Raw genomic sequence first — 23302 nt, 5'->3', positions numbered from 1 at the left:
CGCACCCCCGGCCGGACCTCCTCCGGCCGGGCCGATAGCGCGAGCGGCGTGGCATCGACGAACCTGCGTCAGCGGCTGGGTGGCCGGATCCGGGAGCGGTAGACAGGTGGCGTGGACCTCTCCCGCGCCGCCGCCGAGGCCCTGGACGCCGCCGACCCGCTGGCCGGGTACCGCACCCGCTTCGCCGGCACCGACGAGGACGGCCCCGACCGGCTGCTGTACCTCGACGGCAACTCGCTGGGCCGGATGCCGCGGGAGACGCCGGCGGCGCTGGCCCGGGTGGCCGAGCAGGAGTGGGGCCGCGGGCTGGTCGGGTCGTGGGCGGGGTGGATCGACGTCGGGACCCGCGTCGGCGACCTGATCGGCACCGGCGTCCTGGGCGCGCGGCCCGGCGAGGTCCTGCTGGCCGACTCCACCTCGGTCGACCTCTACAAGCTGCTGGTCGCCGCCGCGGACGCGCGGCCGGGCCGCGACGTGCTGGTGTGCTGCGCCGACGACTTCCCCACCGACCGCTACGTCGTCGCCGGCGTCGCCGCCGCCCGCGGCATGACCGTGCGCGAGGTGCCGGCCGACGTCGACGAGGGGCTCGACCCAGCGGTGCTCGCCGGCGCGCTGGACGACCGCGTCGCCGTCGTCGTGCTGTCGGCGGTGGCCTACCGCTCGGGGGCGCTGGCCGACGTCGCGGCGGTGACGGCGGCGGCCCGCGCGGCCGGCGCGCTGGTGCTGTGGGACCTCTCGCACGCCGCCGGCGCGGTGTCGCTGGACCTGACCGCGAACGGGGTCGACCTCGCCGTCGGCTGCACCTACAAGTACCTCAATGGTGGGCCCGGGGCGCCGGCGTTCCTGTACGTGCGGCGGGAGCTGCAGGAGTCGCTGCGCCAGCCGATCTGGGGCTGGTTCGGCCAGCGCGACCAGTTCGCCATGGGGCCGGCCTACGACCCGGTGCCGGGGATCGGGCGGTTCGCCGTCGGGACGCCGCCGGTGCTCGCCGCGGCCGCGGTGGAGGTGGGCGTGCGGCTGGTCGCGGAGGCCGGCGTCGACCGGCTGGCCGCCAAGGGACGGGCGCTGTCGGGTCTGCTGGTCGCGCTCGCCGACGCCCGGCTGGTGCCGCACGGAATCGCCCTGGCCAGCCCGCGCGACCCCGCCCGGCGCGGTGCGCACGTCACCCTGGCGCACCCCGCGGCGTGGCAGCTGACCCAGGCGCTGGTCGACCGGGGCGTCGTCCCCGACTTCCGCACGCCCGACCGCGTCCGCCTCGGCCCGGCGCCGCTCTACACCCGCTTCGTCGACGTCTGGGACGCCGTCGACCGGTTCCGCGCCCTGCTCGAGGACGGCGGCTGGACCGGCTACCCCGAGGAGCGCGCCCGCGTGACCTGACGGAGGACCCTCCTGCCCCCACCACTCGCGAGCTCGCGGCGGGACCCTGCAGCGGGGCCGGATCAGGCCTCGCCGAGCCCGCTCCCGGCTGCCGGACGCCGGCGGGCGCGGGCAACGGCCACGCCGCCGGCGCCCGAGAGGAGCAGCAGCCCGACTCCGGCCCCGACGGCGACCGATCCGCCGCCACCCGTCCCTGCCACCGCGACGACGCCGGTGCTGGAGCGCAGGCCGGTGTTGACGGTCACGGCCGGGGTGGTCGGGGCCGCGGCAGCGGACGTCGCAGCCGGGACCGGTACGGCCGCCTCGACCGCCACGCCGGCGTCCACCTCGGTCCAGATGGCGTCGGTGCCGTCACCGACGACCACGTCGAGCTGGTAGCGGTCCACCGGCGTGCCGGCCGGGACGGTCAGCGTCGCGGTGCGGCCGTCCGCGGACAGGGCCGCAGTCAGCGGGATCGCCGGCTGGTCCTCACGGACGAGGGCGTAGTCGCTGGTCTGCAGGCCGGGCAGCCCCAGCCGGCTCAGCGTCGCAGACGGCGGCAGCGTCACCGCGAAGGCGCCGCCGGCGGCGACGGTCAGCGGCGGCTCCGCCGGGTCGTAGATGTCGCCGCCGGGGACGTGCCCGGTGACGAGCAGCTCCGAGCGCAGCGTCACCGCCGCCGGGCCGCCGGCCGACATCTGCAGGTGGTAGTAGCTCGCGTTGCCCTCCTGCACGGGGAGCCCGTCGCGTACGCCGAGCCCCCGCAGCCACAGCCTGCCGATCGGGCCGTTGACGCCGTCGTCGGCCGGCAGGTCGATGCGGATCCGGTCACCGCCCAGCGAGGTCACGGTGAGCTGGTGCGCCGGGTCGTCGCCCTCGTTGTCGTACCAGAGGGTCGTGTGCGCCTGGTCGCCGTCGCTCGACAGCGCCAATGACGCGACCGGCGTCCCGTCGTCCTCCAGCCCCGGGGGCAGGACGACGGTCACGGATCCGCCCCACGCCACCATCACCGGCTGCGGCGCGGAGACGGGCGGCGCGTCGGCGTCCACGGCGAGGGGGCCGAAGGTGTCGACGGACCAAGGGGCGTAGTACAGCTCGGTCGCCGAGTCCAGCGACAGGGTCGGGATCTCCGGCGCCGCGGACGCCGCAGGTGCCGCGGCACCGAGCAGGACCGCCGCGGCGAGCGTCAGGACGCCGCCCCGCGCGGCACGAGTGACCAGGGACGCGCAGGAGGGCGAGGAGCGGAACCGCATGGCGTGGCCTCTCTGGGTCGGATGGTGGGCCTCGCCGGGCGCGGTGCACTCCCGTGGACGTGCACGACCGGGCGGCGCCGGTGATCAGGACCGGGCGAAGACGACGAGGTTCTCGGTGGCCGCGTGCGTGGTGTCGCGCTGGAAGCAGGTGACCAGCACCAGCCGCCCCGGCACGGCCTCCCACACGTCGGCGGCGTCGGGCAGCTCCCCCTTGGCCACGCGCTCGGTCCGCTCGACGGTGTAGTCGACGGTGCCCTCGGGGGTGCTCACCTCGACGACGTCGCCGGGGACGAGGCTGCTCCCGGAGGCGCCGTCGTCCACGAGGGTGTCGAAGCCGTAGTCGCCGGTGCCGGTCGAGTGGGCGGCGAGGTAGAGGGTGTTGTCGGCCTCCCCGGCCGAGCCGACCGGGGAGCCGTAGGGCTCGATCCAGTAGGCCGCGGTCAGGGTCGGCGGGTTGATGACGCCGGCCCGCGGGGTGAGCGGCAGCACCGGCAGGTCCAGACCCACCGCCGGGACGCGCACGTGCACGTCCGACGACGGCGTCGGCGGCCTCGTCCCCTCGGGTGGCAGCGTCGGCTGCGCCGGCTCGGCCACCGGGGCGCCGGATGCGGCCACCGGGACCGAGGACCCGGTGGCCGCGGCCGGCTGCCAGCCGTCGGTCAGGCCGACGGCGAGCAGCGCGCTCCCGCCGATCCCGAGGGCGACGACCGCCGCGGTCGCGGCGGTGCGCCGCCCCGGTCGCATCAGGCCTCGCCCGTCCCGGTCCCGGCCGCCGGACGGCGGCGGGTGCGGGCGACGGCGAAGCCACCGGCACCCGCGAGGAGCAGCAGGCCGGCTCCCGCGGCGACGGTGCCGGTACCGGTGGAGCCGGTCTCGGCCGAGGCGACGACGCCGGTGTTGGAGCGCAGGCCGGTGTTGGCGACGACGGCCTGGGTGCTCGGCGCCGCGGTGGTCGACGCGGCCGGCGTCGCGGCCGGGGCCGACACGGCGAGCTCCGCGACCACGATCGACAGCCCCGACGCGAACGGCTGGCCGAGGACGAGGCCGTAGGAGCCGGCGGCCAGCCCGGCCGGCACGGCCACCGTGGCCGTGGAGCCGCTCACCCGGACGTCGAGCAGCACCGGGTCGGCGTCGGGGTCGTCGATGCTCTGCACCGCGACGTCGACACCGGTCAGGTCGGTGAGGCCGAGCTCACGCAGCGCCGAGTCCGCGGTCAGGTCGAGGACGAGGTTCGCACCGGCGGTCACCGCGACCGGGCACGGCGTGGTCGAGCTCAGCGGGCAGGGCACCGACGCGAGGGCGACCAGCTCGGGCGCGACGGTCACCGCGGCCGGATCGAGGGGATCGGCGGGAGCGGAGAGGGCCAGCTCGTAGGACACCGGGTCGACGAAGGTGAAGACCGCGGGGTCGTACGTCGTGGTGAGGGGCTCGAGGACCAGCACGGCGTCGTCGCCGACCATCGGGTCGTCGGCCGGCAGGGTGACCGTGATGCTGCTGGTGCCCTGACCGGCCACGGTCAGGAACTGGGGGTTGGCCGGCGTGAACGCGGAGGAGTAGGTCGCCTCGGGGTTGCCGTCGCCGTTGTCGTCGAAGACCAGGTCGGCCTCGACGTCGGAGCTGTCGAGCCCGGCGGGCAGCTCCACGGTGAGCGAGCCGGTGAACTCGACCGGCACCGGCGTGGAGAGGCCCGCGGTCGGGTCGGCCGAGGGGTCCATCGGGACCGCGCCGCTGTTCTCGACCGGGTTGGAGAACAGCACGACCTCGGTCGGCGCGAGGGGGATGACGACGTCGGCCGCGGCGCCGGCGGGGGACGCGATCGCCACCAGCAGCACGGCGGTGCCGATGCCGGCGAGGCCGAAGCGCTGCACCTGCGGCCGGCGGGACGGGGTGGAGCTGGACATGGGGACACCTTCCGGCGACCGCAGCGCCCCATCGGCGCTGACTGCCGCGGGAACGTAACGGCACCGACCGGTGCACGTGAGGAGCCGACACGCACGACGGGACGCGTGTGACCTGGCGTGATCCCCATGTGATCCGGGGCACCATCCGTTGGTCAGGAGTTGTCGGCCACGCGGGCCTGCGACGCCCCGGACCCACAGATCACGACGACGGTGCCGCCGCCCCGTCGCGGACGCCTCGTCGACTCCTGCCGATCAGCTCGGCGGCGCCCCCGGTCCCGTGCCCGACCCACACCGGGTCGGGTCACGTCGGGTCGGGTCACGTCGGGTCGGGTCACGTCGGGTCGGGTCACGTCGGGTCGGGTCACGTCGGGTCGGGTCACGTCGGGTCGGGGACGCCGATCGGGTTGCGGTCGGGGAAGAGCCCGGCGGTGACGACGGCCCGGCGCAGCGGGGCCAGCAGCTCGGCCAGCCGGTCGCAGCCGGTGTCCCCCAGCGCCCGCCACGGCCCGAGGGCCAGCCGGTCGGTGTCGGCCTCGATGGCCGTCACCATCGCCAGGCCCTCCGCGCTGAGCTCCTCACCGTCCAGCCAGCCGCGGCCGGACAGCTCCTCGGCCGCGGCTGCCCACGCCTCGTCGTCCCATCCGCGGGCGCGCTGCAGCCACTCCCGGTCGGTGCGCCCCGCGGCCGCCGCCAGCACGTGCGCGGCCGCGCCGGACACCTCGCGCCCGAGCAGCGCCGCGGTGTGCCCGTCCCCGCGGTGCTCCCGCAGCGTCGTGAGCGCTTGCCACAGCGCCAGGTGCGGCTCGGTGGGCGGGTCGAGCCCGGCGTTGGCCGCCGCCAGCGGCCGCCCGGGCTGGTCCACCGCCCGTGCCGCGACCCCGGCCAGCTCGGCGGCCTCCGCCGCCTCGGCCAAGGCCGCCCACTCCCCCAGCACCCGACGGACGGCGGCGTCCACCCCGGCCAGGCGGGCCTCCAGCGCGGCGGCCGGCGTCACCGACGACCACACCTCCGGCACCCGGCGGGCGACGAAGCCGGGCGCGAAGTTGTAGAAGGTCGCCGTCACGACCTCCGGTCCCACCGGCCCGAGGGGGGCCGCGCGCAGGGCGAAGTAGACCGACCAGAAGCCGCTGAGCCCCACCGCCTCCCCCGCGGTCCGCGTCTCGTCGGCGAAGTAGGTGAGCGCGTGGAACGGCTCACCCAGCGCCCACAGCCGCCGCGCCGTGGCGGGAGATGTCATGCGCCATCCTCTCGACGGCCCCGCTGCAGGGGCCCGCCGCGAGCCTGCGAGTGGCGGGGGGCAGCGGGGTCCTTTCTCACGCCGAGACGCTCTCGGGTACGCCGAGCCACTCCTGCCAGCGCGGGTCGACGGTGCGCGCGCCGAGCAGCCGCCAGGCCGCGCCGCTGGGTGTCCGGGGCGGGTGCGGCAGCTTCCAGCCCAGCTCGGCCAGCGACCGGTCGGCCTTGGTGTGGTTGCACCGGCGGCAGGCGGCGACCACGTTGTCCCAGGTGTGCGTCCCGCCGCGGCTGCGGGGCACGACGTGGTCGATGCTCGTGGCCGAGCTCCCGCAGTAGACGCACGTCTGCCCGTCGCGGGTGAACACCGCGCGGCGCGACAGGGGCACCTGGGCGGGGAAGGGCACCCGCACATACCGCGTCAGCCGGACGACCACGGGGACGGCGAGGCTGACCCGCTCGGCGTGCACGACCTCCGCGGCGGTGTCGACGGGCTCGGCCTTCTCGGCGAGGACCAGCACGATGGCGCGGCGGCTGGAGACCACGCACAGCGGCTCGTAGGTGGCGTTGAGCAACAGCGTGGCCGCCGTGGTGCCGGACGAGGGCACCGGCAGCCGGACGTGCGGGACGGGGTCGCGGCGCGGACCTGGGTGGCCCGCGACCGACCCGGGCGCGGAACGCGGCACGGATCACCTCCGGTCGCCCCGGACCGCCGTACCGGGGCGGCCCGTGAGCTCCTCCATCCTGCCCTGGACGGGCGCTCCGGCGCGCGCGGGAGGCCGGGCGCACGTCGGCGGGGGCGCCGCGGCCGCCGTTACGGTGGACCGGGTGCGCTACCCCGACGCCGAGAAGCTCGACCTGGTCGAGGACCTGCACGGCCACCGCGTGGCCGACCCCTACCGCTGGCTCGAGGACCCCGACGACCCGCGCACGCAGGCGTGGACCGCCGCCGAGGACGCCCTCGCCGCCGACGTCCTCGGCGCCCTCCCCCTGCGTGCCGACCTCGCCGCCCGCCTCGAGCAGCTGGTCCACGCCGGCGCGGTCGGGGTGCCGGTGCACCGCGGCGGGCGGGCCTTCTCCACCCGCCGCGACCCCGGCCAGGAGCACGCCGTCCTGCGGGTCCGCGAGCCCGACGGCACCGTGCGGGTGCTGGTCGACCCCATGGCCGTGGACCCCTCGGGGACGACGACGCTCGACGCCTGGTCGCCGTCCTGGGAGGGCGACCGGCTGGCCTACCAGCTCTCCACCGGCGGCGACGAGGAGTCGCGGCTGCACGTCCTCGACGTCGCCACCGGTGAGCAGCTCGACGGGCCGGTCGACCGCTGCCGCTACTCCCCCGTCGCCTGGCTGCCCGGCGGCGAGGAGCTATTCTACGTCCGCCGGCTCGCGCCGGACCAGGTGCCCGCCGGCGAGGAGCAGTTCCACCGGCGGGTGTGGCGCCACCGGGTGGGCGCCGACCCCGAGGGCGACGTCCTCGTGCACGGGGAGGGGCTCGACCCGACCAACTACTACGGCGTCCGCACCAGCGCCGACGGCCGCTGGCTGGTCGTCTCCGCCTCCGCCGGCACCGCCCCGCGCGACGACGTCTGGCTCGCCGACCTCGGCGGGGACGGCGCCCTGCGCGAGCTGCAGGTCGGCGTCGACGCGCAGACCGCGGCCTGGGTGGCCCGCGACGGCCGGCTGTGGCTGATGAGCGACCGCGGCACCCCGCGCTGGCGGCTGGCCGTCGCCGACCCGGCCGACCCCGCGACCTGGGCGCCGGAGGCGTGGCGCGACGTCGTCCCCGAGCAGGCCGACGGCGTCCTCTCCGACGTGGCCCTCGTCGACGACCCCGAGGGGTGGCTGCAGGTTCTGGCCGTCCACTCCGTCGACGCCACCGACCGGCTCTCGGTGTGGGCCGGGGACGGCTCGGGACGGCTGGCCGACGTCACCGGCCCCGGCGTGGGCAGCGTCTCGGGCGTCAGCGCGCCCCCGGAGGGCGGCACCAGCGCGTGGGTCGGCTGGACCGACCACGCCACCCCGCCCTCGGTGCTGCGCTGGGACGCCGCGACGCCGGAGACCCTGACGCCGGAGGAGCGCGCGCCCGTGGCCGGCGGGACGCCGGCGGTCGCCGTCGTCGAGACGCACGCGACGTCGGCCGACGGGACGCCGGTGCACCTGTTCGTGCTGTCGGCCACCGGCACGCCGGACACCCCGCGCCCGGCGGTCCTCTACGGCTACGGCGGCTTCAACGTCGCGCTCACCCCGTCGTACTCGGCGCAGGCGCTGGCCTGGGTCGCCGCGGGTGGGGTGTGGGCGGTGGCCAACCTGCGCGGCGGCTCCGAGCACGGCGAGCAGTGGCACCGCGCGGGGATGCGCGAGCGCAAGCAGAACGTGTTCGACGACTTCGCCGCGGCCGCCGAGCACCTGGTGGCGCAGGGCTGGACGACGTCCGCGCAGCTGGCCGTGATGGGCGGCTCCAACGGCGGCCTGCTGGTGGGCGCCACCCTGACGCAGCGGCCCGACCTCGCCGCGGGCGTCGTCTGCAGCGCCCCGCTGCTGGACATGGTCCGCTACGAGCGCTTCGGCCTGGGCCGCACCTGGAACGACGAGTACGGCACCGCCGAGGACCCGGTCGAGCTCGGCTGGCTGCTGGGCTACTCGCCCTACCACGCGGTCCGGGAGGGCACCGCCTACCCGGCGACGCTGTTCACGACGTTCGAGTCCGACACCCGGGTCGACCCGCTGCACGCCCGCAAGCTCGCCGCCGCGCTGCAGGCCGCCACGGCCGCCGAGGCGCCGGTCGTGCTGCGCCGGGAGACGTCGGTGGGCCACGGCGCCCGGGCGGTGAGCCGCACCGTGGGCCTGGCCGCCGACCAGCTGGCCTTCCTCGCCGCCGCGACCGGCCTGTCGGGCTGGGGCGCGGCGGGTCCCTGACCGGTCGCGCCGACCTGACACGATGGGGAGTGATGAACGGTTCACCCTCCGTGCTCGCCGCCGCCGACGGCGTCCTGGCCGACTCCGTCCCCGCGTGCGTCGAGGACCCGACCACGCTGTGCGCCAAGGTCTACGGGCTGTCCGGTCTGGACTGGCTGGCCACCAACGCCGAGGCGCTGATCGAGAAGCCGGCGAAGATCCTGCTGGTCGTCGTCCTCGCCGCCGTCGTGCGGCTGCTGGTGCACCGGGCGGTCCGGCGGCTGACCGACCGCACCGCCACCGGGGCGGTGCCGACGATCCTGCGGCCGCTGCGCAACCGCACCACCGGCCCGGGCGACCCGCTGGAGCAGGCCGCCGCCCGCCGCACCCAGCGGGCCGAGGCGATCGGCTCGGTGCTGCGCAGCTTCGCCTCCTTCGTGATCCTGGGCATCGCCGTGGTGCTGGTGCTCGGGGAGCTCGGGATCGACCTGGCCCCCATCGTGGCCAGCGCCGGCGTCGTCGGGGTGGCCCTGGGCTTCGGCGCGCAGAACCTGGTCAAGGACTTCATCGCCGGGATCGGGATCATCCTCGAGGACCAGTACGGCGTCGGCGACGTCGTCGACCTCGGCGAGGCCAGTGGCACCGTGGAGGCGGTGGGCCTGCGGATCACCCGGCTGCGGGACGTCAACGGCGTCGTCTGGTACGCCCGCAACGGCGAGATCCTGCGGGTGGGCAACAAGAGCCAGGGCTACGCGCAGGTGGTCATCGACATGCCGGTCGCGCACGACACCGACCTCGAGCGCTGCCGCAGGCTGATGCAGGAGGTCGCCGACGAGATGTACGCCGAGGACGAGTGGGCCGTGGTGCTGCTCGCCGAGCCCGAGTCCCTCGGCGTCGAGCAGATCACCGCGGAGGGCGTGTTCATGCGGGTCCAGGTGCGCTCGACCAACGCCGACCAGTGGCGGGTCGGCCGGGAGCTGCGCATGCGGCTCAAGGAGCGCTTCGTCGCCGAGGGCATCAGGACCCCGCCGCCGCTGATCGGTGCGGCGCCGACGAACGCGGCGGGTGCGCGGTGAGCGAGGAGGGCACCCGGCCGGCCACCTTCGGTGAGGTGTTCGCCGTCCGGGAGTTCCGCCCGCTGTTCGGCACCTACACGCTCTCCACGATCGGCGACGAGCTGGCCCGGGTGGCGCTGACCGTGCTGGTCTACCAGCGCACCGACTCCCCGCTGCTGTCGGCGCTGACCTTCGCGCTGAGCTTCCTGCCGTGGGCGGTCGGCGGGCCGGTGCTCGCGACGGTCGCCGACCGGTTCCCGCGGCACCGGGTGCTCATCGCCAGCGACGTCGCCCGCGCGGTGCTGGTCGCCGCCATGGCGGTCCCCGGGATGCCGCTGGTGCTGCTGCTGGTCCTCCTGCTGCTGGTCTCGCTGCTGGCCCCGCCCTTCGAGTCGGCCCGCTCGGCGCTCATGGCCGACGTCCTCGAGGGCGAGCGGTACGCGGTCGCGACCTCGCTGACCAACGTGAGCCTGCAGGTGGCGCAGGTGATCGGCTTCCTCGTCGCCGGCGCGCTGGTCACCCTGTTCAGCCCCGCGCTGGTGCTGCTGGTCGACGCGGCGACCTTCGCCGTCTCCGCGGTCTGGCTCACCGTCGCGCTCGAGCGCCGGCCGGCGCCGGTGGCCGAGGCGGGGGACGACGCGGCGGGCCCGTCGTCGGTGTGGCGGGACGCCGCCGAGGGGCTGCGGCTGATCGGCCGCACGCCGCGCCTGCTGTCGATCATCGCGCTGCTGTGGACCGGGACGATGTTCGCCAACGCCGCCGAGGGCATCGCGGTCCCGCTGACCGCGTCGCTCGGCGAGGGTCCCGCCCAGCTGGGCCTGCTGCTGGCGGCCAACCCCCTGGGCGTGACCATCGGCGGGCTGGCGGTCGCCCGGCTGCTGGGGACGGCGCGCAGCGAGCGGCTGATGCCGGTGCTGATGGCGCTGTCGCTGGCGCCGGTGCTGCTCGCCGGGCTGGTCGCCGTGGCCGCCGGGCCCGGGCGGGAGGCGTACGTGCTGGTCGTCGCCCTGCTGTTCGTGGCCGGACTCGGGGCGTCGTGGACGATCCCGCTCAACGTCTCCTTCGTGCAGGCGGTGCCGGCGGCCTACCGCGGCCGGGCCTTCGGGGTGGCCGTCAGCGGCCTGTACGGGGTCCAGGGTCTCGGCGCGCTGGGCGCCGGGCTGGCGGCCGAGGAGGTGCCACCGGGCGCCGTCGTCGCGGTGGCCGGCGCGCTCGGTCTGCTCGCCGTCGTCCCGCCGCTGCTCGGCTTCGCCCGCACCCGGCCCGCCGTGGCGGGGGACGGCCCGGCTGCGGGACCATCGGTGTCATGAGCGAGGCGAGCCGGTCCCTGCCCTCGGCGCGGACCTTCTACGAGGAGGTCGGTGGCGAGCCGACCTTCCGGCGGCTGGTCGCCCGCTTCTACACCGGCGTGCGGTCCGACCCGGTCCTCGCGCCGCTGTACCCGCAGGACGACTGGGAGGGCGCCGAGACGCGGCTGCGGATGTTCCTGCAGCAGTACTGGGGCGGCCCCACCACCTACCAGGAGCAGCGCGGGCACCCGCGGCTGCGCATGCGGCACGCGCCGTTCGCGATCGGCCCGGCCGAGCGCGACGCGTGGCTGCGGCACATGCGCGACGCCGTCGACTCCCTCGACCTGACCGCCGAGCAGGACGCCACGCTGTGGGGGTACATGGAGATGGCCGCCCGCAGCATGCAGAACCGGTGAGGACCCCCCTGCCCCCCCACCGCTCGCACGCTCGCGGCGGGCCCCTGCACGGGGGCCACCTTCGCCGGGGAGCCGTCGTTCACCCATCCGGGTAGCATCCGGGAGGTGACACAGCGTGGCGGGGCGACGCGGACGCACGGTCGGCCCACCCCGTGGTCGGCGGCTCGTCGGGGGAGGTCCACCGGTCCATGACGCTGCTGCAGGTCGAGGGTCTGAGCAAGTCGTTCGGGGCCCGGCGCGTCCTGCGCGACGTCTCCTTCGCCCTCGCCGAGGGCGAGATCGTCGGCCTCGTCGGCACCAACGGTGCGGGCAAGTCGACGCTCGGGGACGTCGTCGCGGGGATCACCGCGGCCGACGGCGGGCGGATGACGCTGCTGGGCCACCCCTACGCGCCGCTCTCGGCGCACGACGCCCGCCACCAGGGCGTCGGGGTCGTCGAGCAGCTGGTCCGCATCGACCCCGCCCTCACCGTCGCCCAGGCCGTCTTCCGCGGCACGCCGCAGGCCGGCCGCCCGCAGGAGGAGCTGCGCCGCCAGGCCCAGGTGCTGCTCGCCGAGGTGGTCCTCGACGTCGACCCGGACACCCTCGTCGGCGAGCTGCCACACTTCGTGCACGGCCTGGTCGAGACCGCCCGCGTGCTCGCCGAGGACACCCGGCTGGTGGTGCTCGACGAGGTGTCGGCGGCGCTGCTGCCCTCGGAGGTCACCGGCCTGCACGCCGTGGCCGCGCGGCTGAGCCGGCAGGGCCGCGGCGTGCTCTACATCAGCCACCGGCTGCCCGAGATGCTCGAGGTGGTCGACCGGGTGCTGGTGCTGCGCGACGGGCGGATCGCCCTGGACAGCCCGGCCGCGCAGCTCGACCCGGTCCGGCTGGCCGCCGAGACGGTGGGCGAGCCGGTGTCGGTCCCGGTGCGCCGGGAGACGGTGAGCGCGCTGCCGGCCCCCCGGGACGACGCGGCGGCCCCGCGGGAGGACGCACCGGCCCCGCCGGAGGACGCGCCGGTGCCGGCCCGGCCGGCGCCGTCGGAGGAGGTGGCCCTGCGGGTGTGCAACCTGCGGGTGCCCGGCCGCGTCGAGGGCGTCGACCTCGTGCTGCGCCGCGGGGAGGTGGTCGGCCTGACCGGGCACCGCTCGTCGGGCGTCCGCGAGATCGCCGGCGCCCTGTCCGGGGAGTTCCCGGCGATCACCGACGAGATCGAGCTGCACGGCGAGCCGCGCTCGCTGGACCCCGCGGCCGACACCGGACCGCTGCGACTGCCGGTCTACCGCCCCGACGAGGACGCCTACGGCGTCGACCCGGGCGAGACGATCGCCCGCACCCTCACCCGCGAGGCGTGGGGGGCGCTCACCGACGTGCGCAAGGAGATCGCCACCCTGCGCGGCGTCATCCGCACGGTGCACGAGCTCGACGTCAAGACGCTGAGCATCCGCACCGTCGTCGGCGCGCTGTCCGGCGGCGACCGGCACAAGCTCGCGCTGGCGCGGTGGATGGCCTCGGCCCACGACGTCGTCGTCCTGCACGAGCCCACCCGCGGGCTCGACGTGCGGGCCCGCCGCCAGGTGCGCCGGCTGCTGGACGAGGCGACCGCGGACGGGACGGCGGTCGTGGTGGTGTCCGTGGACCCCGACGAGCTGGCCGAGTGCTGTGACCGGGTCGGCATCGTGGTCGAGGGCCGCGTCGCGCGCTGGATCGACACCCGGGAGCTGGCCGTCGACTCCGTGCGGGAGCGGATCGTCGAGGCCGCCACCACCGCGGCCTGAGGGAGGACCCTCCTGCCCCCCACCTGGTGACGTCCTGGGGCGGCCCCCGTGCAGGGGCCCGCGCCGAGCGTCATCGGGGGGTGGGGGGCAAGGGGGTCCTCGTTCAGACGCTCACGGTGGCCGCGACGGCGCGCAGCTTGTGCCGGGCGAGCGCGAGGTTGGCGGTCACCCGGTTGAGCACGAGGTAGATGAACAGGCCCGCGTTGCCCTGGCCCTTGAGCACGTTGATCAGGTGGTACTGGCTCTGCAGCGTGATGAGGATGTCCTCGACCTCGTCCTTGAGCTCGAGGTCGGAGATGGTGCGCAGCTTGGCCCGCACCACGTTGGAGTTGCCGGCGGCCGCCACGTTGAGGTCGAACCCGGGCGTGCCGCCGGACGCGAGGGCCATGCCGCTGTCGATGTCGACGATCGCGGCGCCACTGGCGCCCTCGATCGCGAGCAGGTCGGCGATGACGTTGTCGAGTGATGCCACGGAGTGGGCTCCTGTCGTCTCGAGGGGAAGACGCAGCGGGCTGCTGCGGACCGGGTCGGGGTGCGAACCGGCTCGACCGGACGGACCGGACGTCTGGACGTGCACGGGACGGTCGCGGGGCGCCGGTGACCCGGCGTCGGGAGGGAGCGGACCGGGCGCCGGCGCGGGACGGGCCTCGCCGCCCGGTACCCGCGGCAGCTGCGGCGGGAGCTCCGGCGGGAGCTCCTGCGGTGCGGTGCGCCCCCAGGACCAGAGCGACGCCCACCACCCGGTTGCCACGCCGTCTCCCACCTCCCCCGAGCGGCTCCGCGCCCCCAGACAACACGGCCCGGATGGGCCCGGCAAACCGGCGGACGTCCCTGCAGGTAAGCGTCCCGACACGGTCGGCGACCGCCTCCGCGGGGTCCGTGGGCGGCCGCCCCTGGGGTGGGGAGCCGCGCTCGGGTACCTTCCGCCAGGACCGCGTGGCCCCGTGGCCCGCCGCCTACGGAGGAGACGCCGTGAAGACCCGCGACCTCGCCTACGTCGCCCTGTTCGCCGCGATCGTCGCGGTGCTGGGGACGCTGCCGGCCATCAACGTCGGCCCGGTCCCGATCACCGCGCAGACCCTCGGCGTCATGCTGGCCGGCGCCGTCCTGGGCGCCCGCCGCGGCTCCCTCGCCGTGCTGCTGTTCCTCGTCCTGGTGGCCGTCGGTCTCCCGCTGCTGGCCGGCGGCCGGGGCGGGCTGAGCGTCTTCGTGGGCCCCACGGCGGGCTACCTGCTCAGCTGGCCGGTCGCCGCGTTCGTCATCGGGTGGCTGACCGAGCGCACGTGGGACCGCTACAACGTCCTGCGCGGCGCGCTGATCAACGTCGTCGGCGGCCTCGTCGTCATCTACCTGGTCGGCGCCCCGGTGTTCACGCTGATCTCGGGTGGCTCCTGGTACGACGCGTTCCGCTTCGGTGTCGTGCCCTTCGTCCCGGGTGACCTGTTCAAGGCCTTCGTGGCCGCGGCGATCGCCGACGTCGTGCGGCGCAGCTACCCGGTCATTGAGCGTCCCCGGCGGGCCGCCGGCACCCGGTGAGGTTCCGCCGTCCCGGCGCGGCCCCCGCCGCCACCGCCGTCGCCGACCCCGGCCGCGGCATCGAGCTGCGCGGGGTCGGGCACCGGTACGGCGACCGGGTGGTGCTCGCCGGCCTCGACCTGACCCTCACCGAGGCCCGCGTCGGCGTGGTGGGCGCCAACGGGTCGGGCAAGAGCACGTTCGCCCGGCTGCTCAACGGCCTGGTCGTGCCGTCCGCCGGGCAGGTCCTCGTCGACGGGCTGGACACGCGGACCCAGGTGCGGGCCGTGCGGCGCCGGGTCGGCTTCGTCTTCCAGGACCCCGACGCGCAGATCGTGCACCCCACCGTGGCCGAGGACGTCGCCTACGGGCTGCAGAACCAGGGCGTGCCGCCCGAGGAGCAGGCCGTCCGCGTCGCCGAGGCCCTCGAGCGCTACGGGCTGGCCGGGCACGCCGACCACCCCGCGCACCTGCTGTCGGGCGGGCAGAAGCAGCTGCTGGCCATCGCCGGCGTGCTGGTGATGCGCCCGGCCCGGATCGTCTTCGACGAGCCGACGACGCTGCTGGACCTGGTCAACGCCCGCCGGGTCGCCGAGCTCATCGCCTCGCTGGAGCAGCAGGTGGTCGTGGTGACCCACCAGCTCGACCTGCTCGACGGCTTCGACCGGGTGCTCGTGGTCGACGGCGGCCGTGTCGTGGAGGACGCTCCCCCGGGTCCGGCCGTGGCCGCCTACCGCGCGCTGGTGGCCGGCCGGTGACCCTCGCCCTCTACGTCCCGCGGGCCAGCGTCGTCCACCGGCTGCCGGCCGGGGTGAAGCTGCTGTCCCTGGCGGTGCTCGCCGTCGTGGTGTTCGTCCTCCCCACGCCGGCGGCGGCCGGCGCGGCGCTGCTGGGGACGCTGGCCGTGGGGCTGGTCGCCGCCCGGCTGCCGGTGGCCGTCCTCGCCCGGCAGGCGCGGGCGGTGCTGTGGTGGGTGGTCGCCCTGCTCGTCGTCCACGCGCTGACCACGGACCTGGCCACGGGCGTCTCCACGGTGCTGCGGCTGCTGACCCTGGTGCTGGCCGCGGCCGTGGTGACGGCGACGACGCGGGTGAGCGCGATGGTGGCGGTGGTCGAGCGGGCCTGCGCTCCGCTGCGCCTGCTCGGCGTCCGGCCGGAGCGGGTGGGCCTGGTGATCACCATGGCGCTGCGGTTCATCCCGGTGCTCGTCGAGCGGGCCGACCGGATCCGGGCCGCGCAGGCCGCGCGCGGCGGCTCGCCCCGCGGGGTGCGCGTGCTGCGGACGACCGTCGCGCCGCTGCTCGTGCAGGTCCTGCAGCTGGCCCACGACGTCAGCGAGGCGCTCGACGCCCGCGGCGCCGACGACGTCCCTCCCCCGCGCCGCCGGCACCCCCTGGAGACGCAGTGACACCGGGCTCGACGACCACCGGCTCCCTGCTCGAGATCTGGCTGACCCCGGCGGCCGCCGCCCCGATGCAACGGGTGCCCACGGGGCGGCTGCTGCCCGGGCGCGGCCTGGAGGGCGACCGCTACGCCCTCGGCGGCGGGACGTGGGCGCAGTACCCCGACCTGGAGAAGCAGCTGACGCTCATCGACGCCGCCGACGTCGCGGCCGTCGCCGCCGAGGTGGGCGTGCCGCTCACGCCCGGCGACACCCGCCGCAACCTGGTGACCACCGGGATCGACCTGCCGTCGCTCGTGGGCCGCTGGTTCGCCGTCGGCGACGCGCTGCTGTTCGGCGCCAAGCGCTGCCCGCCGTGCACCCACCTCGAGCGGCTGACCGGCGCGCGGCTGGTGAAGGCGATGGTGCACCGCGGCGGGGTCAACGCGGCGGTGTTCGCCGGCGCCGGGATCGCCCCGGGCGCCGTCGTCCGGCCCGTGTCCGAGGAGGAGGCCGCGCGCCGCGGGGCACCGACCGGCGCCGACCGGCCGGTGCCGCGGATCGTCGGGAGCTGACCGGCCGCTCAGCCGGGGACCAGCCGGTAGAAGCGGAAGACCTCGTCGTCGACGTCGAGGACCTCGACGTCGGCGAACCCCGCCTCGCGGGCGTACCGGCGCAGCGTCGAGGGCCGCATGACCGTGCCGGTGGCCACCGAGGGGTGCCCGGACAGCCCGTCGGCCAGGCAGCAGGCGAGGCTGTAGCCGTACATCAGCCGCTCGACGTCGTCCCCCGGGGCGGTGAAGCGCTCGGCGACCCGCTCGTCCACGACCAGCACCGTCCCCTCCGGGCGGGCCAGGCGGAGCATGGCCGCCAGCACCGACACCGGGTCGGGCAGGTCGTGGACGCACTCGAAGGCGGTGACGACGTCGTAGCCGCCGGCGGCGCTCACCGTCGCCGCGTCGGCCACGGTGAAGCGGACGCGGTCGGCGACCCCGGCCTCGTCGGCGTTGCGCCGCGCGGCCTGCACCGAGGGCTCGTCGACGTCGAAGCCGTCGACGGTGGCCTGCGGGTAGGCCAGCGCGATGCCGATGGACGACCAGCCGAACCCGCAGCCGACGTCGGCGACCCGGCCGCCCCGGCGCAGCGCGGCGTCCACCTCGGGGATCGAGGGCAGGTAGGAGCGCCCCAGCGGACCGAGGAACAGCGGCCGGTTGGCGGCGGCCTGCGCCTCCCGCACGTCCGCCCCGTGCTGCGCCCAGGAGACGCCGCCGCCGGTGCGGTGTGCCTCGGCGAGCGCGTCGACCGACCGGCCGGCCGCGACGACGAAGCGGACCAGCGGCACGAGGTGCGCCGTGCTCAGGACGTCGGTGAGCGGCTCGGCGTGACCGGGCGGCAGCGCGAAGCGGCGGGCCGTGGGGTCGTCGGGGCGGTCCGGGTCGTCGGCGGCGGTGAGGATGCCGGTCACGGCCTGCTGCTCGAGCCACTCGCGGACGTAGCGCTCGGCCGTGCCGGTGCGGTCGGCCAGCTCGACGGAGGTGAGGGCGCCGGCGTCGGCCAGGGCGCGGTAGTAGCCGAGCCGGTCGCCCAGGTAGACGGCCTGGGCGTCCAGGGCGGCGAGCACGGTGTCGAACAGGCGCCCGGCGAGCGCCTCGGTGGCGGCGGTGTCCCCGCCGGGCGGCCGCGTGCCGGTGGTGGTCATCGCAGACGGGCTCCTCTCGGGTGGCCCCGGCCGGTCGGCCGACCGCGCCGGCGCGACCGATCCTGGCCCGCCCGGCTCTCCGGTGGGCGTCGTCACGCCGTCCTCCTCGCCGGCGCCGTCCGCACCGGGAGGCGGCCGGAGGTCGTGGAACCCGGCGGCGTCGCGGTCCGTGGTCTGGGTGTGGACGCTCTGCGCACGCTGCTGAACCTGGTCTGGCTGGTCCTGCACGGCTGGCTGCTGGCGCTGGCCTACGCCCTGGCCGGGCTGGTCGCCTGCCTGCTGGTGGTGACGATCCCGTTCGGCGTCGCCGCGTTCCGGCTGGCCGGCTTCGTGGTGTGGCCCTTCGGGCGGACGACGGTGCGCGCGCCCGGCGCCGGGATCGCCTCGGCGCTGGGCAACCTGCTCTGGTTCCTGGTGGCCGGCTGGTGGCTGGCGCTGCTGCACCTGCTGGCCGGCATCGCCTTCTGCGTGACGATCATCGGCATCCCGTTCGGGATCGCGTCGTTCAAGCTCGCCGCGGTGGGGCTGTTCCCGCTGGGCAAGCGGGTGGTCGAGACCGCGCCGCCGCGCGACTGGCTGCCCGCCGGGAGCGGCGTCGTCCACGGCGCGCCGGCCCGCTGAGCCGGCGACCCCCGGGGACGTCCCGGCCGCTCAGGTGCAGGCCTGGACGACCAGCGCGACGCCCTGGCCGCCGCCGACGGCGATGGCCGCCAGCCCGAGCCGGCCACCGGGACGGCGGACCAGCTGCGTGAACAGCCGGACGGCGAGGACGGCACCCGAGGCGCCCCACGGGTGGCCGAGCGCGAGCGCTCCCCCCTCGGGGCAGACCCGCTCCGGGTCCAGGTCCAGCTCGGCGCAGCAGGCGAGCACCTGCCCGGCGAAGGCCTCGTTGAGCTCGACGACGTCGATCTCGCCCAGGGTCACCCCGGCCCGGTCGAGCGCCAGCCGGGTGGCCGGCACGAGGCCGCGCCCGGGCCGGTTCGGGTCCACCCCCGCCGTCGCGGCGGCGAGCACCCGCAGCCCCGGGACGCCGAGCCGGCGGTGGGTGACCGCGTCCACCACGGTGACCAGCGCGGCACCGTCGTTGACGCCGCAGGAGTTGCCGGCCGTGACGGTGCCGCCGGGCCGGAAGGCGGGGCGCAGCCGGGACAGCCGCTCGACCGTCAGCCCGTCGCGGGGGCGGTCGTCGCGGGTCACGCCGTCGACCGGCAGAAGCTCCTCGTCGAACCCGCCGGCGCGCCGGGTGGCGACCGCCCGCGCGTGCGAGCGCGCCGCGTACCGGTCCTGCGCCTCGCGGGGGATGCCGCAGTCGGCGGCCAGCAGGTCGGCGGCCGGGCCCATGTCCGGGTCACCCAGCGCGGCGGGTGCGAACGGCGCCCGCTGGTAGCGGGTCGGCCGGCCGCCGTCCTCCGGCGGCCAGGACCGCCACGGTGCCGTGGAGGCCGACTCCACCCCGCCGGCGAGGACCGCTCCGGGCTCGCTGCGCACCATCGCCGCCGCCAGCGCGATCGCCGCCAGGCCGCTGCCGCACTGCCGGTCGACGGTGAGGCCCGGGACCCCGACGGGCAGGCCCGCCTGCAGCGCCGCCACGCGGGCGACGTCCCCGCCGGGGCCGGTGCAGTTGCCGAGGACGACGTCGCGGACGGTGTGCGGAGCGATCCCGCACCCGGCCAGCCGACCGGCCAGCTCGCCGACCAGCGGCGCGGCGAGGTCGGCGGCGGTGAGGTGGGCCAGCGACCGGCCGGCGGTGCCGATCGGCGTCCGCAGCGCCTCGACGAGCACCGGCGCGTCGTCCGCGGCCGGCGTCACCGGCCGGCCGCCGACGGCAGCGCACCGGCCGCCGCCAGCGCGGCGAGCGCGGCCCGGTCGACCTTGCCGCCGGGGGTGAGCGGGAGCGTGGGCGCGTGCAGCCACCGGTGCGGCCGCAGCGCCGGCGGCAGCCCGGCGCGGGCGGCGGCGCGGGCGGCCGGCAGGGTGGCCGGGTCGGGCAGCACGGCGGTGACCACCGCGCCCAGCCGGGGGTGCGGCACGCCGAGCACGACGACCTCCTCGCCCGTGGCCCGGCGCAGGACCGCCTCGACGTCGGCGACGAGCACCGTGGCGCCGCCGGTGGTGACCGCCTCGGTCCCGCGGCCGAGGACGGTGAGCGCGTCGCCGTCGAGCGTCCCGTGGTCGCCCACGGAGGCGAACCCGTCGGCGTCCTGCTCGAACGGGCCCGACGCCCCGGCGTAGCCCAGCGACAGGTAGGGCGAGCGGATCCAGAGGCGGCCGGCGCGGACCTGCGCCTCGACGCCGGGGAACAGCCGCAGGTCCTCCGCGGAGGTGCCCCAGGCGACGAAGGACAGCTCCGCGGCGCCGTAGTAGTGGTGCACGCGGGCTCCGGCTGCGGCGGCCCGGTCGGCAACCCGGCGGGGCAGCCGGTCCCCCGCGACGACGACGGTGCGCCCGCGGAGGTCGATGCCCTCGTCCACGGCCGCGACGAGGACCGCGGGTGTCAGGTGGACGTGCGTGGCGTCGGCGACCGAGCCGACCACCTCGGCGCCGACCGCGCGGGCGTGCACGACGGCGAAGAGGTTCATCGTCGCCGCGAGCGGGCCGGGCACCCACACCCGGGCGCCCGGGCCCACGCCGACGAGCCGGGACACGTGCGGGAAGGAATCGGTCCACGAGGCAGTGGTGCGGACGACGGCGCGGGCGCGGCCGGTGGTCCCCGACGTCCGCAGCGCCACGAGACGGCCGCGGTCGGAGGCGTCGAGGAAGGCCGCGACCGGGTCCGGCGCGGCCGAGACGTCGACGACCGGAGGGCACGGCCCCGGTGGCATGGTCACGAGGCCGTGGGCTCGTCGACCCAGCGGCCGAGGAACTCCCGCTCGTCGGGCGTCAGCCGGCGGGGGCGGTCGATGGTGAAGTCGAAGGGCACCAGCAGCGTGCTGCCGGTGACGGCCAGCCGCTCGTGGTCGAACACCTCGTAGTGGCAGGTGAAGGCCGCGGCCCGGATGCCCGACACCCAGATCTGCACGTCGAGCGGACGGGCGGAGTAGACGACCGGGAGCCTGTACCGGATGTCGTGGGCCGCGACGACCGTGCCGCGGCGCAGGCCGGTCTTCTCCTCCAGCGACGCCTGCTCGAAGAACAGCGCCACGCGCGCCATCTCGAAGTACTGCAGGTGGACGACGTTGTTGACGTGGCCGTAGGCGTCCATGTCCGACCAGCGCATCGGGACCTGCACCGTGAACCGCACGGCACCACCCTGCCGCACCGCCGCCGGGGACGCCGACGGACCCGGCGGGAGGCCCGCGGTCCTACGGTGCCACTCGTGGACCCTTGGGACGACGGCGCGCCGGGTGTGCTGGTGCTGCCCTCGGGACGCCGGGTGCGGGGCCGCGGTCTGCGCGAGCCGCTGCCCCCGGGACCGCTGCCGGGGTTCGGCGTGTACCTGCTGGGCCGGCCGCCGGGGGACCTCGGCTGGGAGGGCCGCTGGGTGCGCTGGCCGGACTTCCGGCTGCCCGCCTCCCCGGAGGACCTCCGGCAGGCGTTGACCGAGGCGCTGGACCGGTCGGCGACCGAGCGGGTCGAGCTCGCGTGCGGCGGCGGGACCGGCCGCACGGGGACCGCACTGGCGTGCCTGGCCGTGCTGGACGGGGTGCCGGCCGCCGACGCGGTGGCGTTCGTCCGCCGCGCCTACCGCCCCCGCGCGGTCGAGACGCGCCGGCAGGCCCGCTTCGTCGCCGCCTTCGGCCGCTGAGACGCCGGTGGCCGGCCGGAGCGGCTGCTCCGGCCGGCCTGGCAACGTCCTGGAACGGCCCCCTTGCAGGGTCCCGCCGCGAGCTTGCGAGTGGCGGGGGCGAGGGGGTCCTTCTAGTCGCGGGTCAGCTTGCGGTAGGTCGCGCGGTGCGGGCGGGCGGCCTCGGGGCCGAGCCGGTCGACCTTGTTCTTCTCGTAGTCGGCGAAGTTGCCCTCGAACCAGAACCACCGGGACTCGCCCTCGTAGGCGAGGATGTGGGTGGCCACGCGGTCGAGGAACCACCGGTCGTGGCTGACCACCACGGCGCAGCCGGGGAACTCCAGCAGCGCGGACTCCAGGCTGGTCAGCGTCTCGACGTCGAGGTCGTTGGTCGGCTCGTCGAGCAGCAGCAGGTTGCCGCCCTGCTTGAGGGTCAGCGCCAGGTTCAGCCGGTTGCGCTCACCACCGGAGAGCACCCCGGCCGGCTTCTGCTGGTCGGGGCCCTTGAACCCGAACGCCGCGACGTAGGCCCGCGACGGCATCTCGACGTTGCCGACCTTGATGTGGTCGAGCCCGTCGGAGACGACCTCCCACAGCGTCTTCTTGGGGTCGATGCCGCTGCGGGTCTGCTCGACGTAGGAGATCTTGACCGTCTCGCCGACCTTGATCTCGCCGTCGTCGGGCTTCTCCTCGCCGACGAGCATCTTGAACAGCGTGGTCTTGCCGGCGCCGTTGGGGCCGACGACCCCGACGATGCCGTTGCGCGGCAGCGTGAAGGTCAGGTCGTCGATCAGCAGCCGGTCGCCGAAGCCCTTGGTCAGGTCGGCGGTCTCGACGACGACGTTGCCCAGGCGCGGGCCCGGCGGGATCTGGATCTCCTCGAAGTCCAGCTTGCGGAACTTGTCAGCCTCGGCGGCCATCTCCTCGTAGCGGGCCAGGCGCGCCTTGCTCTTGGCCTGGCGGGCCTTGGCGCCCGAGCGGACCCACTCCAGCTCCTCGGCCAGCCGCTTCTGCCGCTTGGCGTCCTTGGCGCCCTCGACCTTGAGACGGGTGGCCTTGGTCTCCAGGTAGGTGGAGTAGTTGCCCTCGTAGGGGTAGGCCCGGCCGCGGTCGAGCTCGAGGATCCACTGGGCGACGTTGTCGAGGAAGTACCGGTCGTGGGTGACGGCGACGACGGTGCCGGCGTACTTCTCCAGGTGCTGCTCGAGCCAGGCCACGCTCTCGGCGTCGAGGTGGTTGGTGGGCTCGTCGAGCAGCAGCAGGTCGGGTGCCTCGAGCAGCAGCCGGCACAGCGCCACGCGGCGGCGCTCACCGCCGGAGAGGACGGTGACGTCGGCGTCGCCGGGCGGGCAGCGCAGGGCGTCCATCGCCTGCTCGATGCGGGCGTCGAGCTCCCAGCCGTCGTGCTGCTCGATGACCTCCATGAGCTCGCCCTGCTCGGCCAGCAGCGCGTCGAAGTCGGCGTCGGGCTCGCCCATCGCCGCGCTGACCTCCTCGAAGCGGGTCAGCGCGTCGCGCAGCGGCTTGACCGCTTCCTCGACGTTGCCCCGCACGTCGAGCTCCTCGTTGAGCGGCGGCTCCTGCAGCAGGATGCCGACGGTGGCGTCGGGCGCCAGCACCACGTCACCGTTGGAGGGCTGCTGCAGCCCGGCCATGATCTGCAGGACTGTGGACTTGCCGGCGCCGTTCGGCCCGACGACGCCGATCTTGGCGCCGGGGAGGAAGGACAGGGTGACGTCGTCGAGGATCACCTTGTCGCCGTGCGCCTTGCGGGCACGGACCATGGAGTAGATGTACTGAGCCACTGGGCGTTCGAGCCTTCCGT

At 76.2% G+C, this 23302-nt stretch carries 23 protein-coding genes; 12 read left to right on the top strand and 11 right to left on the bottom strand.

The genetic code is table 11. The features are described from left to right. The first annotated feature begins 111 nt into the window (after window positions 1–111). Window positions 112–1377, top strand: a complete 1266-nt coding sequence (gene kynU, locus ACU616_RS15645) for a kynureninase (RefSeq protein WP_446759365.1) — start codon at window positions 112–114, stop codon at window positions 1375–1377. A gap of 62 nt (window positions 1378–1439) precedes the next feature. On the opposite strand, the gene ACU616_RS15640 is transcribed toward kynU, so the two are convergent. From ACU616_RS15640 to ACU616_RS15620, 5 genes are all read right to left on the bottom strand, one after another. After that, a complete protein-coding gene (locus ACU616_RS15640) occupies window positions 1440–2609 on the bottom strand; it encodes a hypothetical protein (protein ID WP_446759364.1) in 1170 nt (389 codons plus the stop codon). Between the two features lie 84 nt (window positions 2610–2693). Further along, window positions 2694–3353, bottom strand: coding sequence for a class F sortase (locus ACU616_RS15635; RefSeq protein WP_446759363.1), 660 nt, complete (start codon window positions 3351–3353; stop codon window positions 2694–2696). Beyond that, on the bottom strand, window positions 3353–4510 hold the full coding sequence (locus ACU616_RS15630) for a hypothetical protein (protein ID WP_446759362.1): 1158 nt from the start codon (window positions 4508–4510) through the stop codon (window positions 3353–3355). Before ACU616_RS15630 ends, ACU616_RS15635 begins: the two co-directional genes overlap by 1 nt. 376 nt (window positions 4511–4886) lie before the next feature. After that, entirely contained in the window at window positions 4887–5747 is an 861-nt protein-coding gene (locus ACU616_RS15625) for an SCO6745 family protein (RefSeq protein ID WP_446759361.1), read from the bottom strand. 76 nt (window positions 5748–5823) lie between these two features. After that, on the bottom strand, window positions 5824–6429 hold the full coding sequence (locus ACU616_RS15620; protein WP_446759360.1) for an HNH endonuclease: 606 nt from the start codon (window positions 6427–6429) through the stop codon (window positions 5824–5826). 142 nt (window positions 6430–6571) lie between these two features. On the opposite strand from ACU616_RS15620, the gene ACU616_RS15615 reads away from it, so the two are divergent. From ACU616_RS15615 to ACU616_RS15595, 5 genes are all read left to right on the top strand, one after another. Continuing rightward, complete coding sequence (locus tag ACU616_RS15615; protein WP_446759359.1) at window positions 6572–8659, top strand: prolyl oligopeptidase family serine peptidase; 2088 nt, start codon at window positions 6572–6574, stop codon at window positions 8657–8659. A gap of 32 nt (window positions 8660–8691) precedes the next feature. Beyond that, complete coding sequence (locus ACU616_RS15610) at window positions 8692–9714, top strand: mechanosensitive ion channel family protein (protein WP_446759358.1); 1023 nt, start codon at window positions 8692–8694, stop codon at window positions 9712–9714. After that, window positions 9711–11003, top strand: coding sequence for an MFS transporter (locus tag ACU616_RS15605; protein ID WP_446759357.1), 1293 nt, complete (start codon window positions 9711–9713; stop codon window positions 11001–11003). The genes ACU616_RS15610 and ACU616_RS15605 overlap by 4 nt, the downstream gene beginning before the upstream one ends. Next, complete coding sequence (locus tag ACU616_RS15600) at window positions 11000–11398, top strand: globin (protein WP_446759356.1); 399 nt, start codon at window positions 11000–11002, stop codon at window positions 11396–11398. The genes ACU616_RS15605 and ACU616_RS15600 overlap by 4 nt, the downstream gene beginning before the upstream one ends. A 188-nt stretch (window positions 11399–11586) precedes the next feature. Continuing rightward, entirely contained in the window at window positions 11587–13158 is a 1572-nt protein-coding gene (locus ACU616_RS15595; protein ID WP_446759355.1) for an ATP-binding cassette domain-containing protein, read from the top strand. Between the two features lie 103 nt (window positions 13159–13261). On the opposite strand, the gene ACU616_RS15590 is transcribed toward ACU616_RS15595, so the two are convergent. After that, the gene (locus ACU616_RS15590) at window positions 13262–13630 is read right to left on the bottom strand and encodes a hypothetical protein (RefSeq protein ID WP_446759354.1); all 369 of its coding nucleotides are present in this window, start codon (window positions 13628–13630) and stop codon (window positions 13262–13264) included. A gap of 500 nt (window positions 13631–14130) precedes the next feature. Between ACU616_RS15590 and ACU616_RS15585 the strand changes: the two genes are divergently transcribed. From ACU616_RS15585 to ACU616_RS15570, 4 genes are read left to right on the top strand one after another with little or no spacing between them, the layout of a single operon-like run. Beyond that, window positions 14131–14694 (top strand): biotin transporter BioY, encoded by a 564-nt coding sequence (locus ACU616_RS15585; protein WP_446759353.1) that lies wholly within the window; start codon window positions 14131–14133, stop codon window positions 14692–14694. Then, window positions 14691–15431 (top strand): energy-coupling factor ABC transporter ATP-binding protein, encoded by a 741-nt coding sequence (locus ACU616_RS15580; protein ID WP_446759352.1) that lies wholly within the window; start codon window positions 14691–14693, stop codon window positions 15429–15431. The genes ACU616_RS15585 and ACU616_RS15580 overlap by 4 nt, the downstream gene beginning before the upstream one ends. Next, window positions 15428–16081, top strand: coding sequence for an energy-coupling factor transporter transmembrane component T family protein (locus ACU616_RS15575; protein ID WP_446759351.1), 654 nt, complete (start codon window positions 15428–15430; stop codon window positions 16079–16081). The genes ACU616_RS15580 and ACU616_RS15575 overlap by 4 nt, the downstream gene beginning before the upstream one ends. Next, window positions 16078–16629, top strand: coding sequence for an MOSC domain-containing protein (locus ACU616_RS15570; RefSeq protein ID WP_446759350.1), 552 nt, complete (start codon window positions 16078–16080; stop codon window positions 16627–16629). Before ACU616_RS15575 ends, ACU616_RS15570 begins: the two co-directional genes overlap by 4 nt. Window positions 16630–16637: 8 nt before the next feature. Here the strand turns inward: ACU616_RS15570 and ACU616_RS15565 are convergent, their stop codons facing one another. Beyond that, the gene (locus ACU616_RS15565) at window positions 16638–17753 is read right to left on the bottom strand and encodes a class I SAM-dependent methyltransferase (RefSeq protein ID WP_446759349.1); all 1116 of its coding nucleotides are present in this window, start codon (window positions 17751–17753) and stop codon (window positions 16638–16640) included. Window positions 17754–17933: 180 nt separating this feature from the next. On the opposite strand from ACU616_RS15565, the gene ACU616_RS15560 reads away from it, so the two are divergent. Beyond that, window positions 17934–18374 (top strand): YccF domain-containing protein, encoded by a 441-nt coding sequence (locus tag ACU616_RS15560; RefSeq protein ID WP_446759348.1) that lies wholly within the window; start codon window positions 17934–17936, stop codon window positions 18372–18374. Between the two features lie 30 nt (window positions 18375–18404). On the opposite strand, the gene ACU616_RS15555 is transcribed toward ACU616_RS15560, so the two are convergent. From ACU616_RS15555 to ACU616_RS15545, 3 genes are read right to left on the bottom strand one after another with little or no spacing between them, the layout of a single operon-like run. Continuing rightward, the gene (locus tag ACU616_RS15555; RefSeq protein ID WP_446759347.1) at window positions 18405–19562 is read right to left on the bottom strand and encodes a thiolase family protein; all 1158 of its coding nucleotides are present in this window, start codon (window positions 19560–19562) and stop codon (window positions 18405–18407) included. Beyond that, a complete protein-coding gene (locus ACU616_RS15550; protein WP_446761489.1) occupies window positions 19559–20575 on the bottom strand; it encodes an AMP-binding protein in 1017 nt (338 codons plus the stop codon). Before ACU616_RS15550 ends, ACU616_RS15555 begins: the two co-directional genes overlap by 4 nt. 2 nt (window positions 20576–20577) lie before the next feature. Next, on the bottom strand, window positions 20578–20994 hold the full coding sequence (locus tag ACU616_RS15545; RefSeq protein ID WP_446759346.1) for an acyl-CoA thioesterase: 417 nt from the start codon (window positions 20992–20994) through the stop codon (window positions 20578–20580). 75 nt (window positions 20995–21069) lie between these two features. On the opposite strand from ACU616_RS15545, the gene ACU616_RS15540 reads away from it, so the two are divergent. Then, complete coding sequence (locus ACU616_RS15540) at window positions 21070–21498, top strand: protein-tyrosine phosphatase family protein (RefSeq protein WP_446759345.1); 429 nt, start codon at window positions 21070–21072, stop codon at window positions 21496–21498. 113 nt (window positions 21499–21611) lie between these two features. Here the strand turns inward: ACU616_RS15540 and ettA are convergent, their stop codons facing one another. Further along, window positions 21612–23282: an energy-dependent translational throttle protein EttA gene (gene ettA / locus ACU616_RS15535; protein WP_446759344.1), complete on the bottom strand. Its 1671-nt coding sequence runs from the start codon at window positions 23280–23282 to the stop codon at window positions 21612–21614. Window positions 23283–23302: the final 20 nt, after the last annotated feature.

The organism is Geodermatophilus sp. URMC 62, from assembly GCF_052931475.1.
The sequence above is the reverse complement of the archived record's forward strand: the minus strand, read 5'-3'. Positions and strand labels throughout refer to the sequence as shown.

What these genes read in the sequence shown, in the direction of transcription:
- ACU616_RS15640 (WP_446759364.1), bottom strand. Translation starts at nt 2,609, where the DNA reads ATGCGGTTCCGCTCCTCGCCCTCCTGCGCGTCCCTGGTCACTCGTGCC.
- ACU616_RS15635 (WP_446759363.1), bottom strand. Translation starts at nt 3,353, where the DNA reads ATGCGACCGGGGCGGCGCACCGCCGCGACCGCGGCGGTCGTCGCCCTC.
- ACU616_RS15630 (WP_446759362.1), bottom strand. Translation starts at nt 4,510, where the DNA reads ATGTCCAGCTCCACCCCGTCCCGCCGGCCGCAGGTGCAGCGCTTCGGC.
- ACU616_RS15625 (WP_446759361.1), bottom strand. Translation starts at nt 5,747, where the DNA reads ATGACATCTCCCGCCACGGCGCGGCGGCTGTGGGCGCTGGGTGAGCCG.
- ACU616_RS15610 (WP_446759358.1), top strand. Translation starts at nt 8,692, where the DNA reads ATGAACGGTTCACCCTCCGTGCTCGCCGCCGCCGACGGCGTCCTGGCC.
- ACU616_RS15600 (WP_446759356.1), top strand. Translation starts at nt 11,000, where the DNA reads ATGAGCGAGGCGAGCCGGTCCCTGCCCTCGGCGCGGACCTTCTACGAG.
- ACU616_RS15595 (WP_446759355.1), top strand. Translation starts at nt 11,587, where the DNA reads ATGACGCTGCTGCAGGTCGAGGGTCTGAGCAAGTCGTTCGGGGCCCGG.
- ACU616_RS15565 (WP_446759349.1), bottom strand. Translation starts at nt 17,753, where the DNA reads ATGACCACCACCGGCACGCGGCCGCCCGGCGGGGACACCGCCGCCACC.
- ACU616_RS15550 (WP_446761489.1), bottom strand. Translation starts at nt 20,575, where the DNA reads ATGCCACCGGGGCCGTGCCCTCCGGTCGTCGACGTCTCGGCCGCGCCG.